Raw genomic sequence first — 18635 nt, forward strand, 5'->3', positions numbered from 1 at the left:
GAGCCTACCCCGATTTTGATCTGGTATCTAATTTTCGACTTAACCTTCACTTTCCTCAGCAAAGCTGAATTAATCTTTTCCCTGGAAAATAGGGAAGCAATTTTTCAGAAAATATTCGTGAATTCGTGGCGATAAAAAAATTACAAATCTGACGTAAATTGTTTCAACTTCCCACTTTTACTTCTCTTAAGCGTGTCTTTTCTTTCAAAAGCTACTTTCAGGTTTTTTCCCACGTAGGTCTCAATGGCCTGTAATATTTTTTGCTGCTGATTTTTAGAAAAATCCTCCTTGCTCACATATTCAATTTTAAAAGAATCGGGTGCATTTTGATTAACGATAAATTCTTTAATGCTGCCTGTATCTTCTATTATGCTTTTTGTGACATAATAGAACGTAAGTCCGGGTACAACTTTTCCATCAGGAAGTTTAGCGATATCACTGGTACGGCCAATTAATTTTTCTAAAATTGGAGTTTTTGCAGTGCTTTTGCTAGAAAGTATGCCGGTATCGCCAATATCGTAGCGAATCACAGGATGGGCCTTATTGTAAAGCGAAGTAATCACAATACGTCCTTCGTTTCCATAAGGGACGGCTTTGTTATTTTTATCCAGAATCTCTACAAAAAGATCTTCAGAATTAATTATCCATTCATTTTTGGGATTCTCAAAAGCAATAAGTCCAACTTCACTGGCCCCATATTCGTTGACTACAGGCACACCGAATACAGTTTGCATTAGTTCTTTGTCCTTCCTAAATAAACGTTCTGAAGTAACTATGCAAAGCTTTAAATTTGGGCAAACTTCTTTCAAAATTAGGTTCTTACCGGCCAGAAATTTAGCAAAAAGCAATACAGCACTGGTGTAACCATTAATATAGCTGAAGTCTGATCTTTGAAAACGCTTCAGAAATTTTTCCATTTTTTCTTCGCTAAGATCAAAAATAGGAAACCTGCGGCGTAAGCTAATTCGGTCTTTAATTCGCTCCTGGATATTTCCGTAGAAATCTAAGGGGATACCATAAAACCTTGCCTGTAAGGACTTATTAAGATCAATACCGAACCATTGATATCGGTCATGGAATCCAGCCCAACTTAAGGCGTGGGCAAATTTATCTTTAGCGAAAATAAACGGTGTACCACTGCTACCGGAGGTTTTTCCAATATAAGCGGTAGATTTTGTAAAGTCTTTACTAAGTCGGTTTTCCAGTTTCTGCTGTAAATCGGGTTTAGTCATTACAGGCACTTCGCTCCAGGTGGTAAAATTAGATTTTCCGAAGAAATCCTTATAAAACTCATTGTGCTTTAGATGATATTCAACAATTTCCTTCCGTTTTTCAAGAAGGTAAGTTTCGTATTGATCTTCCGGAATTTCCTGAATTTGCTCCAATGCTTTTTGTGCCCGGTTTATAGGGAATTTATTAAGCTGTAGCGAAAGTTTAAACCAGTCCAAGGGCAAATAGGCTTTTTTATCACAATTTATTGGTGCTTCAATTTACAAACAATTATTTTTGATGCCATAACTAAAATCACTTCAGGATGAAAATTTTAATTCTTGGCGCCGGCGGACGCGAACATACATTTGCTTATAAACTATCACAGAGCCCAAAATGTTCTCAACTCTTTGTGGCTCCGGGTAACGCAGGAACCGCTGAAATAGCTGAAAATATTGATCTTAAAGTGACCGATTTTGAGAGGATTAAAGCCTTTGTGCTGAAAGAAAAAATCGAAATGTTAGTAGTAGGTCCTGAAGATCCTTTAGTAGAAGGTATAACCGATTTTTTTGCCGAAGATGAGGCTTTAAAGCAAGTTAAAGTTATTGGCCCGTCAAAAAGAGGGGCGCTTTTAGAAGGAAGTAAAGAACGCGCTAAAGAGTTTATGGCGATCCATAAAATTCCTACCGCTGCTTATGAGAGTTTTACTGAAAAAAGTCTGGAAGCAGGGAAAAAATTTCTGGAAACCTTAAAGCCTCCTTATGTTTTAAAAGCCGATGGACTTGCAGCCGGAAAAGGAGTTTTGATCTTAAACGATCTGGATGAAGCCAAACAGGAACTTCAAAATATGCTTGCCGAAAAGAAATTTGGTGCAGCAAGCGCAAAAGTGGTGATCGAGGAATTTCTAGACGGCATTGAATTAAGCGTTTTCGTACTTACTGACGGGAAAAATTATAAAATCTTGCCAACCGCCAAAGATTACAAAAGAATTGGTGAAGGCGACACCGGTTTAAATACCGGTGGAATGGGTGCGATCTCTCCAGTTCCTTTTGTAGATGATGAATTGATGGGAAAAATTGAAGATCGAATCGTAAAACCTACAGTAAACGGACTTCGGGAAGAAAATATTGATTATAAAGGCTTTATCTTCATCGGACTTATAAAAGTGGATAATGAGCCTTACGTGATAGAATATAATGTAAGAATGGGAGATCCCGAAACAGAGGTGGTGCTGCCGCGTATAAAATCTGATCTTGTAGACATTTTTGAAAAAGTTAGCGAAGGAAAATTAAACGAAGCCAGCTTAGAGCTTGATGAGCGTACAGCCGCAACAGTTATGTTGGTATCTGGAGGTTATCCTGAAGCTTATGAGAAATCTAAAGAAATTACCGGGTTTGATAAGGTAGAGGGGTCAATTGTATTTCACGCCGGGACTAAAAATGAAGGCGATAAAATTGTAACCAGTGGTGGCCGGGTGATTGCGGTAACCTCTTTTGGGAAAGATTACAAAGAGGCACTAAAAAAATCTTATCAAAATGCAGAGAAACTACATTTTGATAAGATGTATTATAGAAAAGATCTTGGTTTTGATTTATCCTAAAAAAGAGTGTGCTGTTGGATCACGATCATCATCGCTAATGTCGTTGTAATGCTTAAGTTGCTTCATCCAATATGCAAAAGCAGCTAGCCCAACAAGGACAAAAATAAAATTTAAGGCATTTGCAGCCCACCAGGATTCTAATTCTAGATCTCTTAATAAATCTAAAGGATAGAAAAGTATCTCTTCAAATAAGTAGGCAATACCTTCAAATATATCTCTTAACATTTTTAATGAATTTAAGTTCAATTTATTTCAAAGCTATATTAAAGTGCCTCTAAAGAAGTTCAATAACTAACTTTGTTGTATTTAAGAATACAAAAATATAAAAAACCACAATGCTAACAAGCTTTTTTGGCAAATCAAAACCGGTAAACGGCGTAGCGATCAGTATTTTTTTGATCATATTTTTTATAATCGCCAATTTTAAAGCCTGGTTTTTGGAATTTGAGATCTTTAATTTTTTAGAGAAACTGGTAGTTTTACTATGTCTTATCCTTAGTGTTTTTGTGCTAAATTTTATTGCTAAAAAGAATGAACTTACCCAGCGTAGCGCTTATAAGATCCTATTTTTTGTGATTTTTTCGGCTTCCTTTTTTGCTCTCTTAAGAAACCACCAGGCTATTTTCGCGAATATATGCGTGCTATTTGCATTGAGAAGAGTTATAAGTTTGCAAACTAAAAAAGTTACTCAAAAGAAAATTTTTGACGCCACCTTTTGGATCTGTATCGCTTCACTTTTTTATTTCTGGTCTATTTTGTTTTTGGTGGTAGTTTATGCCGGGATTTTATATTATTTGCCAAAACCTAAAAACTGGTTAATTCCACCTATTGCCGTTTTAGCGGTTGCGGCGCTAACGCAAAGTTTTCACATTATTACCTACGATCAATTTTATACATTTTCCGAGTGGTTCCAGTGGAGTAATTTTGATTATTCAAAATATCAAAACCTTGAAATTCTTATTCCTGTAAGTATAATTTTGGCGCTTACTCTTTGGTCCCTGGTGCAGTTTTTTGCCGTGGTGAATAAAGCAAGTGTGTCTATGAAACCTTCCTTAAACCTGGTTTTGCTCAGTTTATTAACCGCTGTAGCCGTAGCTATTTTTGCGCCAACTAAAGATGGGAGTGAGCTAATTTTCTTTTTCGTGCCGCTTAGTATTGTGACCTCCATTTATTTTGATCAAAAAAGCGATAAGGTTTTCCGGGAAGTTTTACTTGTATTGCTTATCTTAATGCCATTGAGTATTCCATTGATTTTTTAAAAGTATTTACCTGCCGGTGATTGAAAAATATGTTGCTACTTTTGAAACTTCACAATTAAAAGAATTCCAATTTCAGCAGAGCAAAACCACATTAGCTGATGTGATTTGAGCGATAAAATGAATTATATAGGTTCTAAACATAAGCTTGGAGATTTTATTAAATCTACCGTATCAGAAGTGGTTTCTGAAGATCTTTCCCAAATGGTATTTTGCGATCTCTTTGCCGGAACCGGCAGCGTGGGCCGCAATTTTAAAACTTCGGTAAAATCTGTGATCGCTAACGATGTTGAATTTTATAGTTATGTTTTGCTGAAAAATTATATTGAAAATCATCAGCATCTGGAAGCTGAAGGTTTGCTTGCAGAATTAAATAAGCTGCAAGGTAAATCGGGGTTTGTTTTCGAGGAATACAGCGAAAATGGCAAGGCTGGCAGACTCTATTTTTCTGAAGCAAACGGAAAGAGAATTGACGCAATTCGGCAGCAAATAGATAATTGGAAATTGAATAAGAAAATAGGGGTAAACCAGTATTTTTTTCTCTTAGCTTCATTGCTGGAAAGTGCCGATAAAGTAGCGAATACCGCTTCGGTTTATGCTGCTTTTTTAAAGAAAGTAAAACCAACAGCCCAAAAGGAACTAAAATTACAACCGGCAAAATTTGAATTGACAACGCATTCTCATAAGGTGTTTCAAAAAGATGCAAATCAGTTAATTAAAGAAATAGAAGGAGATATCCTGTATTTAGATCCGCCCTACAATGCGCGTCAATATGGCGCCAACTATCATATTTTAAATACCATCGCAAAATATGATACCTTTGCACCTAGAGGTAAAACCGGGCTTCGAGATTATTATCGTTCTAATTATTGCAGAAGGAGAGAGGTTGAAAAATCTTTTCGGGATCTGGTAGAAAATGCCCGTTTCAGGTATATATTTTTCAGCTATAATAACGAGGGTCTAATGCCTTCCGAAGAAATAAAAAAAGTAATGAGCCGTTTTGGAAATTACGATTTAGTCACTAGAAATTATCAGCGTTTTAAAGCAGATAAGACTGAAAACCGAAACCACACGGCCAATAACACTACAGAATATCTACACATTTTAGAAAAAAAATAATTTATGTTTTCAGATAAAGCAAATAAGATTTTTCAAGAAGTAATAGAAAAATACCACGAAAAAGATACGGTAGAGCAGCCATTTGAAAATCCTTACGATAGCGAAAATGAACTAATTGAGCATTTGTTGTATAGAAAATGCTGGATTGACACTGTACAATGGCATTACGAGGATATAATTAGGGATAAACATATTGATCCGGTTGATGCACTGACACTAAAACGCCAGATAGATGCTTCTAACCAGGACCGCACTGACACGGTGGAATATATTGATAGTTATTTTTTAAAGAAATTTAAAGATATTCAGCCAAAAGATGATGCTACAATTAATTCTGAAAGTCCTGCCTGGGCAATAGATAGGCTTTCAATTTTAGCTTTAAAGATTTACCATATGCACGAGGAAGCTAACCGGGAAGATGCTTCGCAAGAGCACCAAATGAAGTGTAAAGCCAAGCTTGATGTATTACTGGAGCAACGTGTAGACCTTTCTAAAGCGATAAATCAATTGTTGGAAGATATTGCTGCCGGAAAAAAATATATGAAAGTGTACCGGCAAATGAAAATGTACAATGACGATGAACTGAATCCTGTACTTAGAAAAAAATAAAGCTTTAAAATTATTCTATATGAAGAAGCAGTCTCCCAATGTGAAAAAGACTTCTTCCCGAATGGGGGAGAGACCGCAGGCAAAGGGGGCTTCTCATATCCTGGTGATTAGGTTATCGGCTATGGGTGATGTAGCGATGACAGTTCCCGTGTTGCGGGTCTTAACGGCCACCTATCCATATTTAAAAGTTACAGTTTTAACCCGGGGATTTTTTGAACCAATGTTTAAAGGAATTCCAGGGGTTTCTGTTTATAAAGCCGATATTAAAGGGGTACATAGTGGCGTGGTTGGTCTTTGTCGCCTGGCAAAAGATCTTCGCGATATTGGTATTGATAAAGTAGCCGATCTTCATGATGTTTTACGCAGTAATGTGCTAAAATCGGTCTTCTATATGTTTGGAATTCCGGTAAAGCAAATCGATAAGGGCCGGAATGAAAAGAAAGCGCTCACCCGTGAAAATAACAAGATCTTTAAGCAATTAAAACCTACAATACAACGCTATGCCGATGTGTTTGAAGCTTTGGGTTACCCCATTGATCTTAGCTCGCATCAATTTCCGAATAAAGAAAAGCTTTCAGGAAAAATAAGAGAACTGGTAGGCACCGAACCTAAAAAATGGCTTGGGATTGCACCTTTCGCGCAGCATAATTCTAAAGCTTATCCGGCAGGTCTAATGGAAGAAGTTTTAGAGGAATTAAGCGAAAACCCAAAAATTAAGGTTTTGCTGTTCGGTGGTGGGGAAGAAGAAACTAACCAATTAGAAAATTGGTCAAAAAAGTTTAAAAACACAATTAGCATTGCCGGAAAACTGACTTTAGCCGAAGAACTTGCGCTTATTGATAATCTTGATGCTATGCTTGCTATGGATAGCGGAAATGGCCATATGGCTGCGATGTTTGGAACCCCGGTAATTACACTTTGGGGTGTTACACATCCTTATGCGGGTTTTGCGCCTTTTAATCAACCAGAAAGTCACAGTCTACTCCCTGATCTTACTCAATATCCAAAAATTCCCACTTCTGTGTACGGAAATTCATACCCTGAAGCTTATGAGAATGCCATTGGTAGCATTTCTCCTGAAAGTGTTTTAAAGAAAATTGATGAGGTTTTGTTTTAGAAACTACTCAATCCAATCTTACCAAAATTGGAAATTAAAAAAGGAATGGAAAGTTCTTAAATCGTCAAGCTGAACTTGTTTCATCTTCTAGTATGTTAATCGTTAGATCCTGAAACAAGTTCAGGATGACGTAGAGTAATTCAAAACCCTTTTTAGTTATTCTTACTTATAAAAAAACCTCACAGTTTTTAAAAACTGTGAGGTTTGAGTTAAGATAAAAAAGTTTATCCTTTTACTTCTTCTTTAGTTTTATTTGGTAAAACATCAAAGCCCATATTATAAAGAGTGAACCCAAAAATATCGGCATATTCTTCAATAATCATTTTTGTAGGTTTCCCTGCACCGTGACCGGCTTTGGTTTCAATCCTGATTAAGACAGGTTCTTCCCCAGCGTGTTTTTCCTGCAATTCGGCAGCGAATTTAAAGGAATGCGCAGGCACCACACGATCGTCGTGATCTCCTGTGGTAACCAAAGTAGCAGGATATTCAGTTCCTTTTTCAATATTATGAACGGGAGAATAGTTGTAAAGATATTCAAACATCTCTTTGCTATCCTGGGAAGTTCCATAATCGTAAGCCCAGCCTGCTCCTGCTGTGAAAGTATGGTAACGCAGCATATCCATTACGCCAACGGCCGGTAAAGCTACTTTCATAAGGTCTGGACGCTGGGTCATAGTTGCTCCAACTAAAAGTCCGCCGTTAGAACCACCGCGAATAGCCAGGTAATCACTTGAGGTATAATTCTCTTCAATAAGGTATTCCGCAGCAGCTATAAAATCGTCAAAAACGTTTTGTTTTTTGAGTTTAATACCGGCATCATGCCATTCTTTTCCATATTCACCACCTCCTCTTAGGTTTGGAACGGCATAAACGCCGCCTTGTTCCATCCAGATCGCATTTGCAGTGCTAAAAGAAGGCGTTAAACTAACATTGAAGCCTCCATATCCATAAAGCATTGTTGGATTCTTACCGTTAAGCTCAAGACCTTTTTTATGGGTAATAATCATTGGGATTTTTGTTCCGTCTTTTGAGGTGTAAAAAACCTGCTTACTTTCGTAATCGTCTGGATTAAATTTTATATTCGGTTTGTTATAAACTTCAGAAGTTCCTTCTTCAATATTGTATTTGTAGATGGTACCCGGAGTTACATAATTAGTGAAAGAATAATACAATTCTTCTTTTTCCTTTTTGGCACCAAATCCGCCTGCAGAACCAATTCCCGGAAGTTCAACTTCACGAACTAATTCTCCATCATAGTCGTATTGCTTTACTTCAGAAACTGCATCTACCATATATTCGGCAAAGAAATAGCCGCCGCCGGTAGAAGGGCTCAATACGTTTTCGGTTTCAGGAATAAAGTCTTCCCAGTTTTCAGGAGAAGGATTTGCGGCATCTACGGTCACAACCTTACGATTGGGCGCATCCATATTCGTAACGATAAACAATTTGCTGTCTTCGTTGGTAATTACGTAGCTATCGGTGTTTTCGTGGTCTAAAATAGTAACCAATTCTGGATTATTTTTGGAGAGATCCATCATAAAAAGTTTCCCGCCGGAAGTTGAATTCCTTGCAGAAATAAATAAAAAACGGTCATCTTCTGAAACGCCACCGCCTACGTAACGATGTTTTTGTTCTTCAGTATCTCCAAAAATCACCTTGTCATCACTTTGTGGAGTTCCCAGTTTATGATAAAATAACCTATGTTGATCTGTCTTTGCCGAAAGCTCGCTGCCTTCTGGCTTTTCGTAGCTGGAATAGTAAAAGCCTTCGTTTCCTTTCCAGGAAATTCCACTGAATTTTACATTCTGAATAGTATCTTCTACGCGTTCTTTATTTTCGGCATCTATAATGATTATTTTTCTCCAGTCGCTACCACCTTCAGAAATAGCATAAGCGGCTTTACTGCCGTCTTTAGAGAAACTTATGCCGGCAAGGGAAGTAGTACCATCTTCACTGAATTTGTTAGGATCCAGGAAGATTTCTGTTTCCCCATCTTCACCTTTTTTTCTATAAACCACGTATTGATTTTGTAAACCATCGTTTTTGTAGAAATAGGTGTAATCGCCTTCTTCAAAAGGGGCACTTATTTTTTCGTAATTCCATATTTCTGAAAGTCTTTCTTCAAGTTCTTTTTTATACGGAATACTGTTTAGATAATCGAAAGTTACCTCGTTTTGGGCTTTTACCCAAGCTTCGGTTTCTTCGCTGCGGTCGTCTTCCAGCCAGCGGTAAGGGTCTTTAACTTCGGTCCCAAAATAATCGGTAACCGTATCTACTTTTTTGGTTTCAGGGTAATTCAAACTGATTTCTTTTTCGTTTTTAGAATCATTGCAGGAAGCCAGGACGGCAAGAGCAAAAATTCCGGGTAATGTTTTTTTCATAAATTATGTTTTGATACAAACAGTTAGTACTAAAAAATGCCTGTAAGTTACAATTTTACAGGTATTAGTTAGTTTTTTGTTTGCTACCGTTTACACTAATTTATTTTTAATCAGGTATTCGGCAATTTGTATGGTATTGGTAGCTGCGCCTTTCCTAAGATTATCGGCCACTACCCACATATTTAAACTTTTAGGTTGTGAATAATCCCGGCGAATCCTGCCAACAAAAACATCGTCTTTTCCTTCAGCGTAAATAGGCATTGGGTAAGTATTGGTCTCCGGGTTATCCTGAACGGTTACCCCAGGAAACTGACTCAGGATTTTTCGTACTTCAGCTTCATCAAATTCATTTTCAAATTCAATATTCACAGATTCTGAATGCCCGCCAACCACAGGAATTCTAATTGCGGTAGCACTTACCAATACCGATTCATCTCCAAGGATCTTTTTGGTTTCTTTAGTAAGTTTCATCTCTTCTTTGGTGTATCCGTTTTCCTGGAACACATCACAATGCGGAAGGGCATTCTTATGAATAGGATAAGGATAGGCCATCTCGCCTTTTTCACCTTTGTATTCATTTTCCAACTGCTCCACCGCTTTTACGCCGGTACCGGTAATAGACTGGTAAGTAGAAACGATAACACGCTTAATTTTGAAAGCATCGTGCAGCGGTTTTAAAGCCATCAACAACTGGATGCTAGAACAGTTAGGATTTGCAATGATCTTGTCTTCTTTGGTCAATTCAGAAGCATTAATCTCCGGAATCACCAGTTTTTTGGTTTCATCCATTCTCCAGGCCGAAGAATTATCTACTACCGTTGTTCCATTTTCGGCAAATTTTGGAGCCCATTCCAAAGAAGTTTCTCCACCGGCAGAAAATAGCGCAATATCCGGTTTAAGGTCTACCGCCGTTTGCAAGCCAATTACTTCATAGTCTTTTCCTTTAAAATTGATCTTTTTCCCAACTGACCTTTCTGAAGCAACCAGGTATAATTCCGTAACCGGAAAATTCCTTTCGGCTAAAACTTTTAACATGATCTCGCCTACCATTCCGGTAGCGCCTACAACTGCTATTCTCATAATTTATAACTTTTGTCTTTCCCGTGAAGACGGGAAACTATTATGCTTTTTTCAAATTGTATTAACAGCTTTCGACACCTGTTAATTTAATCAGCCGCAAATTTATTATCCCCAACTTAACTTACATAGTCTGAGCCCTTAAAATTGAAAAGAATTATTGTTTTTAAACTAATTCGTGTTTTTCGTTAAAAAAAGACCCCACAGTTTCCTGTGGGGTTTAATTAAATTACGATTTATTTAAAATGAGCAGTATAGCGGTGCTCGTATCTTTAAAAAATTTAAGTCGTACTGTTCTGTTTTTTTAGCTCATCCCTAATTTGGGTAAGCAAATCTTCCTGGGTTGGCCCTTTTGGCTCCACCAGTTTTGGGGCTTCTTTTTCCTTTTTAGTCTTTTCATACGCCCGTAATACCAAAAATATAAAAAATGCAACGATTATAAAATGAATAATGGTATCTATTAAATTTCCGTAAGTGATTACAGCGGCTTCAGCTTCTTTTGCAGATTCTAATGTTTCGTAGGAAACGCCATTTAACGATATGAATTTCTGTGAAAAATCTGTTCCTCCGGTAATTAAACCAATTATAGGCATAATAACATCGGCCACTACAGAAGCGATGATTTTGTTAAAAGCGGCACCTATCACCACCGCAGTAGCAAGGGCTATAATATCACCCTTGAGCATAAACTTTTTAAAATCTTGAATAAAACTCATGATAAATTCTGATTGGATTAGTAACTAACCAAATTACACAATAATTGGCTAGAAAAAATCATTTAATTACTGAATAATCACACGTTTTACTCTTTGTGAAATACCGGTAATAAGCTCATAAGAAACGGTTCCTCCTTTGGCTGAAAATTCAGGGACATCTTGGGGGCCGCCAAAAATTATTACTTCATCACCTTCCTTACAGTCAATGTGGGTAACGTTTATCATAATAATATCCATACAAACGTTACCTACAATAGGAGCGTATTCGCCATTAATAAAAACCCCGGCTTTTCCGTGGCCATAAATGCGTTTTATACCATCGGCATGGCCAACAGGAAGCGTAGCTATTCTGGTAGTTTTTTCGGCTTTAAAAGCACGGCCATAACCTACCGTATCTCCTTCTTCTAAATTTTGAATTTGAGAAATAACCGATTTAAAAGTACCAACAGGTTTGAGTTTTTTGTTGAGATTATCGTCATTGGCAAAACCGTACAGTCCCAAACCGCTTCTTACCATAGAAAAAGTGGCAGAAGGATAATTAAAAATCGCTGAAGTATTACAAAGATGCAAAAGCGGTTCGTAACCAATATCTTCCAAAAGTTTACCCACCAGATCTTTGAATTTATAGATTTGAGAAAGGGTGAATTCACGCTCTTTCCAATCTTCGCTAGCTGCTAAATGGGAAAAGGCAGAAGCTATTTTTACCGACTTCGTTTTCTTTAATTTCTCCGGAATATGATGATAATTGGCTTCAGTAAATCCAAGGCGGTTCATTCCCGTATTAAACTTTAGATGCACCGGATAATCTTTCTGCTTTTGCTTTTCTGCGAGATCTATAAAAAGTTGAAGCGTTCTTGCACTGTATAAATTAGGTTCCAGGCAATGTTCAATTATTTCAGGATAATTTACGGGTTGTGGGTGCAGAATTAAAATAGGTTTGCTAATACCTGCTTCCCGCAGTCTAATGCCTTCTTCAGTATAAGCAACCGCAAAATAATCGGTGCCCAGTTCTTCTAATTTATGTGCCATTGCTACAGAATCATTTCCGTAGGCATAAGCTTTAATAACCGACATAAATTTAACGCCGGGTTTTAACTGCGATTTTATGGTTTTAAAATTATGAGCTAAGGCGTTAAGGTCTATTTCCAGAACGGTTTCTTCGGCTTTAGGCATTCTTTTTCTTTAGGTTAGGTTGCAATTCTTCGGCATCTTTCACATCTAATTTCTTAACCCTTTCCCTAAGCATAGCTTTGTAATATGCACCACGGCTTAAAGGTTCGTATTCCTCGTTTTCCCCTAAAAAAACCAGGTCGTCATTAATAGCTTTTCTATAGCTAAATTGTGCCAGGTTTCCGGTGCGGGTGCAAACTGCGTGTACTTTGGTTACATATTCTGCAGTAGCCATAAGATAGGGCATAGGACCAAAAGGATTTCCTTTAAAATCCATATCCAATCCGGCTACAATTACCCTAATTCCTCTATTTGCGAGATCGTTGCAAACCGTTACAATTTCATCATCAAAAAACTGGGCTTCGTCTATTCCTACCACATCACAACCATCGGCAAGAATCCTGATATTGGAAGCCGAAGGAACGGGAGTAGACCTAATTTCATTGGAATCATGAGAAACCACCATTTCCTCGTCATAGCGCGTGTCTATGGCGGGTTTAAAGATTTCTACGGTTTGTTTGGCGAACTGGGCTCTTTTTAAACGGCGAATTAGTTCTTCGGTCTTGCCAGAGAACATACTGCCACAAATAACTTCAATCCAGCCAAATTGCTCTTCGTGATTTACTGTATTTTCGAGAAACATTTTGTAATTTTCAAATCGAAATGGGAACTTGCCCTTTTTGATAAAGGTGGAACAAATTTATTAAAAATACAAGCCATTACCGGTTGGTAACCACTAAAGTTATTAAACCAGATTAAGGCACTTTTTTTGTAAGTGTTATATTGAAACTTGAGAGACTTTAAATAAAAAAGTGGGTTCATAAATATTGCTGAAAAATGAAAAACAGACTTAAAAAAGAGTTAGTAAAACTTGCCGAAGAAATAATTTCTGAAAAAGAAAATCTAGATACCAAAGCGCTTAAATTAAAAGCGGCAACCTTATATGAGCAACTTTCTATATTGAACTTCACCGAAAAGAATCTTGAGGCATTTGAAGCTTCTGAAGCCACTCCAACACCTAAGATTGAGAAGAAAGTTCAGGCTAAAGCACCGGTACAGCACGAACGTGACGATTACGCCCCAGATGGTACCGAATATCGGGAAGATGCCGATGCAATTACCGAACCCAATACAGAAAAGATAAAAGATATTGTAGCGCAAATGCCTGCGGAATCTGAGCGTGTAGATGAGCTTATAGAACAGGCAAATCCTAAACCACAGGCACCGCCGGCACAACAGCAATCTCTCCAAATGGAAGAAGAGCCACCAAAGCCAAAAACCGAAGCGCCTAAAAACGATTTTAGAAATATTGGAGTAGATTATGATAATCTTCCCGATTTCGAACCATTGAATAATCGGCAAAAAGACCAAAGACCAAAGTCTGTAAACGACAGGTTGAAAAAAGGAATTAATATTGGACTTAACGAACGACTTTCATTTATAAAAAATCTTTTCGACGGAAATTCTTCAGATTATAACCGGGTACTTTCCCAGTTAAATACTTTTAGTTCTTTAGATGAAGCTCAAAAATTCATCCAGTTGGTGGTGAAGCCAGATTATAATCACTGGGAGGGAAAAGAAGATTACGAAGAGCGATTTATGGCAAAAATAGAGAACAAATTCAGTAATTAAATTCGCTTTAATGGGAAAATTATTCCTGGTCCCTACACCAATAGGAAATTTGGACGATATGACTTTTAGGGCGGTAAAAGTGCTAAAAGGAGTAGATACAATTCTTGCCGAAGACACCCGAAATAGCGGGAAACTTTTAAAGCATTTTGACATTGGCACGCATATGCAAAGTCACCATATGCACAACGAACATAAAACAGTAGATCACATCGTAGAGCGGATTAAAAGCGGCGAAAATATAGCGCTGATAAGTGATGCCGGAACTCCCGCAATTTCAGATCCGGGATTTTTATTAACACGAGCTTGTGTTGAAGCAGGTATAGAAGTAGATTGCCTTCCGGGCGCTACAGCTTTTGTTCCGGCGCTGGTAAACAGTGGCTTTCCAAACGATAAATTTATTTTTGAAGGTTTTTTACCGGTAAAAAAAGGCCGCCAAACCCGCTTAAATTTACTTGCCGAAGAAACCCGAACTATGATTTTTTACGAATCGCCTCATAAATTGCTGAAAACCTTAAAACATTTTTCAGAGTATTTTGGCGAAGATAGGCCTGTTTCGGTTTCGCGGGAAATTACTAAACTTCACGAAGAAACTATTCGCGGTACAGCAGCTGAGGTTCTTCAGCATTACACCAGTAAACCGCCTAAAGGTGAAATTGTAATTGTGGTAAAAGGAAAATCTTAATGCAGGAATTGCTAAAAGAAGCCAGGGCCTGCAAATTTTGTGAAAAACATCTGCCGCTTGGAGCAAGACCTATTGTAGAAGCCACTAAAAACTCTAAAATCGTTTTAATAAGTCAGGCGCCGGGAAGAATAGTCCACGAATCGGGGATTGCCTGGAACGATCAAAGCGGAAAAAAGTTAAGGGAATGGCTGGGAGTAGATGAAACTACTTTTTATAATCCCAATAATTTTGCGATTCTTCCTATGGGATTCTGCTATCCGGGAAAAGCCAAAACCGGGGATGCGCCACCCCGAAAAGAATGTGCACCAATGTGGCACGATACTATTCTTTCAGAATTAAAGAATGTTGAACTCACTATTCTAATTGGAGCTTACGCAGCAAATTATTACCTGCCCGGGAAATTAAATCTTACCGAAAAAGTAAGTGCCTACCAGGATTTTCTACCTGATTATTGGTGTTTACCGCACCCTTCGCCAGTGAACCGTTTTTGGAGAAGTAAAAATCCCTGGTTTGAGCAAGAGGTGGTACCCAAATTACAAACCAGGATTCATAAAATTATAGATTAGTTTTTATTTAATAAATCAACAAAATCAAACTTTTTTCCGCTAAATAAACCTTTATCCGAAAGTTTTAGATCGGGAATTACTAAGAGCGCCATAAAAGAAAGTGTCATAAAAGGGGCTTTTAAAGTGCTGCCTAAATCTTTGGCCATTTTATCTATTTCTTCGTATAATCTACCGGTTTCCCAACCATCTTTATCGCTAATAATCCCGGCAATTGGCAGTGGAAGCACTTTTTGATCATTCCCATTCACGCTACAAATTCCTCCTTTATGCTTAATGATAAGGTTTACCGCATTGCAAATTTCTTCGTCTGAAGTTCCCACAGCTATAATATTATGCGAATCGTGCGCTACCGAGCTGGCAATCGCTCCTTTTTTCAAACCGAAATTCTTTATAAATGCTACTGCAGGAGCTTTGTCCTCATACCGGTTAACAACCGTGATTTTTAAAATATCATTTTCAATATCTGAAATTAGGCTTTCCTCTTTTTCCAGCGCTTTCTCTTGAATTTCATTAGTAATAAGTTCCCCATCCAGCGCTTCGATGACGTTAATAGTATTGCCTGCTGCTTTTACTTTAAAATCTTCCGGATTTTTGGATGAAGTATGAAAATTGTTCGGCTTTTCAAATGGAGAAGATTTGATATGAGATTTACCATTTTCAGCAACTAACTCTCCGTCAATATAAGTTTGTAAAACTTCAAAGTTGTTCAGATCTTTTACCGAAATAAAATCGGCGGGATCGCCTACTTTTAATTGTCCAACTTCTAAATTATAGTGATTTATTGGATTAATACAAGCGACTTCAAGAACCTTAAAAACATCTATACCTTTAGCAACCGCTCTTGCACAAAGCTGGTTAATATGACCTAAAACCAGGTCGTCTGGATGTTTATCGTCTGAGCAAAACATCATATTTTTATAATGCTCAGGCAGCAGATCTATAAGCGCTTCAAAATTTTTGGCGGCGCTACCTTCGCGAATAAGTATTTTCATACCCAGGCCAAGCTTTTCTTCGGCTTCTTCAGCGGTATAACATTCGTGGTCTGTAGAAATATCGGCTTCAGCATATTTTTTCGCATCTTCCCCGCGCAATCCGGGTGCATGGCCATCGGTAGGTTTGTTAAAATGTTTAGCCCAGGCAATTTTCTTTAGCACTTCTGCATCTTTGAAAATCACGCCGGGATAATTCATTATTTCGGCGAGATATTTTATTTCAGGAAGTGCCAATAGGTCTTTAATATCTTCAGCATTGATAACCGCTCCCGAAGTTTCAAAATTGGTAGCCGGCACACAGGAAGGTGCGCCAAAGTTAAATTTCAACGGACTTTTATTTCCGTTTTCAATCATAAATTTAACGCCTTCTTTCCCTAAAACATTGGCAATCTCGTGAGGATCTGAAACGGTGGCTACCGTACCGTGAATTGTGGCCAAACGGGCAAACTCGGTAGGCACCAGCATAGAACTTTCAATGTGTATATGCGCATCTATAAACCCGGGAAGCAAAAAGCTTTTTACTTCGTGCTGTTTTTCTTCAATCTTTGTAATCTTTCCATTCTCGATGCTAATTTCCGCAGGAAAAATCTTTCTGTTTTTAATATCTACGAGCTGGCCTTGTATAATTTTGATCATATTTTATCTGTAAATCCTAAAGCGTGAAATTAGGGATTATTATTAATTGCTGAAAAATTTCTCTTAATCTGTTTTAGTGAATTCCCCCTTATTAGTATTGAAATACAATACGTATTTTTGAAAAAAACTTACGATGCGCTGGACTTTAAAACCTAAACCCGATTCTTTAGTTGTTAATAAACTTGCAGAAGAATTAGGGGTGGAAACGCCTGTGGCGACACTTTTGGCGCAGCGCGGAATAATGACTTTTGAAGCTGCAAAAAAGTTTTTCAGGCCCAGTCTGGAAGAGCTGCACGATCCCTACCTGATGAAAGATATGGATGTGGCTGTAAACCGAATTCAGAAAGCAATTGCTTCCGAAGAAAATATTATGGTATATGGCGATTATGATGTAGACGGGACCACCAGTGTAGCTTTGATGTCTTCTTACTTAAAAACCCTTACCCCAAATATCGCGACCTATATTCCCGACAGGTATACTGAAGGTTATGGGATTTCTTATCAGGGAATTGATTTTGCAGCAGATAACGAGATATCGCTGATTATTGCCCTGGATTGTGGAATAAAAGCCATTGATAAAGTGGCTTATGCAGCAGAAAAAGGAATCGATTTTATTATCTGTGATCACCACCGCCCGGGAGAAAGCATTCCTGAAGCCGTTGCAGTGCTAGACCCCAAGCGTGAGGATTGCGAATATCCTTATAAGGAGCTTTGTGGCTGCGGGGTTGGTTTCAAATTAATTCAAGCTATAAATACTAAAAGAGGAGGATCGCCCGAAGTTTTACTGCCTTATCTGGATTTGGTTGCTACTGCCATTGGAGCCGATATCGTTCCTATTACCGGGGAGAACCGAATTCTGGCCTATCACGGTTTAAATGTAATTAACGTTGCACCCCGAATGGGATTTAAAGCGATTTTGGCCCAGGTTAAAAAGGATAAACTCACAATAACCGATGTGGTTTTTATTATAGCACCGCGTATAAATGCAGCCGGAAGAATGAAGCACGGCTTGCACGCGGTGAATTTACTCACCGAAGAAGATGAAGCAACCGCTATGGAGTTCGCTGGGGAAATAGAGAATTTTAACGCCGAAAGAAAAACTACCGATAAAGCGATTACCGTTGAAGCGCTGGAACAAATTGAACAGCTGCGGGAGCAGGAACGCTATAGTACCGTGGTTTATCACGAAGGCTGGCATAAGGGTGTGATAGGGATCGTGGCTTCCCGTTTAACCGAAACTTATTATCGCCCAACGCTTGTTTTTACCAAAAGCGGTGAGAAGCTGGCGGCTTCAGCGCGCTCGGTAAAAGGTTTTGATGTTTACAATGCTTTAGAAGCCTGTAAAGAGCATATTGAGCAGTTTGGCGGGCATAAATATGCGGCAGGACTCACATTAGAAGCTTCAGAATATGAAAACTTTAAAGCGAAATTCGAGTCGGTGGTTTCTGAAACTATAGATAGGCGGCTGCTAACTCCAGAAATTGCTGTAGATGCTGAAATTGATCTAGATGAAATTACTCCGAAATTCTTTAGAATTCTAAAGCAATTTGCTCCTTTTGGGCCGGGGAATATGAGCCCGGTTTTTATGACACAAAATCTTACCGATACTGGTTATGGGAAATGTGTGGGTGCAGATGAAGCACATCTAAAATGCCAGGTAAAACAGAAAGGAAAGCCCGCGGTCTTTGATATGATCGGTTTTGGACTGGGAGAGAAATTCGAAACAATTTCAGAAAAGAAAACTTTTAAAGCGGTTTATTCTCTAGACGAAAATGAATGGAATGGAAATGTTTCTATTCAGTTAAAATTAAAGGATATCAGCGAATAAATCTCTTCTATTTAGATTCATTTTAAATAATAATTTTATATTTGG

The 18635-nt window shown here is 38.1% G+C and carries 17 protein-coding genes; 9 read left to right on the plus strand and 8 right to left on the minus strand.

Features of this window, described 5'->3' with window-relative positions:
- Positions 1-140: 140 nt before the first annotated feature.
- Positions 141-1448: a phenylacetate--CoA ligase family protein gene (locus B5440_RS13065; RefSeq protein ID WP_070054245.1), complete on the minus strand. Its 1308-nt coding sequence runs from the start codon at positions 1446-1448 to the stop codon at positions 141-143.
- An 86-nt stretch (positions 1449-1534) separates the two neighbouring features.
- On the opposite strand from B5440_RS13065, the gene purD reads away from it, so the two are divergent.
- The gene (gene purD, locus B5440_RS13070; RefSeq protein ID WP_070054246.1) at positions 1535-2809 is read left to right on the plus strand and encodes a phosphoribosylamine--glycine ligase; all 1275 of its coding nucleotides are present in this window, start codon (positions 1535-1537) and stop codon (positions 2807-2809) included.
- Here purD and B5440_RS13075 read toward each other — a convergent pair.
- Positions 2801-3034: a DUF6341 family protein gene (locus B5440_RS13075; RefSeq protein ID WP_070054247.1), complete on the minus strand. Its 234-nt coding sequence runs from the start codon at positions 3032-3034 to the stop codon at positions 2801-2803. The genes purD and B5440_RS13075 overlap by 9 nt on opposite strands.
- Positions 3035-3144: 110 nt before the next feature.
- Here B5440_RS13075 and B5440_RS13080 point away from each other — a divergent pair, with 110 nt between their 5' ends.
- The 4 genes from B5440_RS13080 (at position 3145) to B5440_RS13095 (ending at position 6910) form a co-directional block, all read left to right on the plus strand.
- Entirely contained in the window at positions 3145-4068 is a 924-nt protein-coding gene (locus B5440_RS13080) for a DUF6427 family protein (RefSeq protein WP_070054248.1), read from the plus strand.
- A gap of 117 nt (positions 4069-4185) precedes the next feature.
- Positions 4186-5184, plus strand: coding sequence for a DNA adenine methylase (locus B5440_RS13085; RefSeq protein WP_070054249.1), 999 nt, complete (start codon positions 4186-4188; stop codon positions 5182-5184).
- 3 nt (positions 5185-5187) lie between these two features.
- Positions 5188-5793, plus strand: coding sequence for a DUF4254 domain-containing protein (locus B5440_RS13090; RefSeq protein ID WP_070054250.1), 606 nt, complete (start codon positions 5188-5190; stop codon positions 5791-5793).
- A gap of 19 nt (positions 5794-5812) precedes the next feature.
- Positions 5813-6910, plus strand: coding sequence for a glycosyltransferase family 9 protein (locus B5440_RS13095; RefSeq protein WP_079711152.1), 1098 nt, complete (start codon positions 5813-5815; stop codon positions 6908-6910).
- A 224-nt stretch (positions 6911-7134) separates the two neighbouring features.
- On the opposite strand, the gene B5440_RS13100 is transcribed toward B5440_RS13095, so the two are convergent.
- The 5 genes from B5440_RS13100 to B5440_RS13120 all read right to left on the minus strand — a co-directional run bounded on the left by B5440_RS13100 (position 7135) and on the right by B5440_RS13120 (position 12897).
- Positions 7135-9291 (minus strand): prolyl oligopeptidase family serine peptidase, encoded by a 2157-nt coding sequence (locus B5440_RS13100; RefSeq protein WP_070054251.1) that lies wholly within the window; start codon positions 9289-9291, stop codon positions 7135-7137.
- Between the two features lie 90 nt (positions 9292-9381).
- Positions 9382-10371 carry an aspartate-semialdehyde dehydrogenase gene (locus tag B5440_RS13105; protein WP_070054252.1) on the minus strand — a complete coding sequence of 330 codons (990 nt, stop codon included), beginning with the start codon at positions 10369-10371 and terminating at the stop codon, positions 9382-9384.
- 278 nt (positions 10372-10649) lie between these two features.
- Positions 10650-11084, minus strand: coding sequence for a large conductance mechanosensitive channel protein MscL (gene mscL, locus B5440_RS13110; RefSeq protein WP_070054253.1), 435 nt, complete (start codon positions 11082-11084; stop codon positions 10650-10652).
- Between the two features lie 66 nt (positions 11085-11150).
- Positions 11151-12257, minus strand: coding sequence for an alanine racemase (gene alr, locus B5440_RS13115; protein ID WP_070054254.1), 1107 nt, complete (start codon positions 12255-12257; stop codon positions 11151-11153).
- On the minus strand, positions 12250-12897 hold the full coding sequence (locus B5440_RS13120; protein WP_070054255.1) for a thymidine kinase: 648 nt from the start codon (positions 12895-12897) through the stop codon (positions 12250-12252). Before B5440_RS13120 ends, alr begins: the two co-directional genes overlap by 8 nt.
- 194 nt (positions 12898-13091) lie before the next feature.
- Here B5440_RS13120 and B5440_RS13125 point away from each other — a divergent pair, with 194 nt between their 5' ends.
- Genes B5440_RS13125 through B5440_RS13135 form a run of 3 tightly spaced genes read left to right on the plus strand, consistent with a single transcriptional unit; the run spans position 13092 to position 15134 of the window.
- Entirely contained in the window at positions 13092-13886 is a 795-nt protein-coding gene (locus B5440_RS13125) for a hypothetical protein (protein WP_070054256.1), read from the plus strand.
- Between the two features lie 10 nt (positions 13887-13896).
- On the plus strand, positions 13897-14568 hold the full coding sequence (gene rsmI / locus B5440_RS13130; protein WP_070054257.1) for a 16S rRNA (cytidine(1402)-2'-O)-methyltransferase: 672 nt from the start codon (positions 13897-13899) through the stop codon (positions 14566-14568).
- Complete coding sequence (locus tag B5440_RS13135; RefSeq protein WP_070054258.1) at positions 14568-15134, plus strand: uracil-DNA glycosylase family protein; 567 nt, start codon at positions 14568-14570, stop codon at positions 15132-15134. The genes rsmI and B5440_RS13135 overlap by 1 nt, the downstream gene beginning before the upstream one ends.
- Here B5440_RS13135 and ade read toward each other — a convergent pair.
- Positions 15131-16762, minus strand: a complete 1632-nt coding sequence (gene ade, locus B5440_RS13140) for an adenine deaminase (RefSeq protein WP_070054259.1) — start codon at positions 16760-16762, stop codon at positions 15131-15133. The two genes, B5440_RS13135 and ade, sit on opposite strands and share 4 nt — an antisense overlap.
- 133 nt (positions 16763-16895) lie before the next feature.
- Between ade and recJ the strand changes: the two genes are divergently transcribed.
- On the plus strand, positions 16896-18590 hold the full coding sequence (gene recJ / locus B5440_RS13145; RefSeq protein WP_070054260.1) for a single-stranded-DNA-specific exonuclease RecJ: 1695 nt from the start codon (positions 16896-16898) through the stop codon (positions 18588-18590).
- Positions 18591-18635: the final 45 nt, after the last annotated feature.

The sequence above is a fragment of the Salegentibacter salarius genome (assembly GCF_900168265.1).
Taxonomy (GTDB): domain Bacteria; phylum Bacteroidota; class Bacteroidia; order Flavobacteriales; family Flavobacteriaceae; genus Salegentibacter; species Salegentibacter salarius.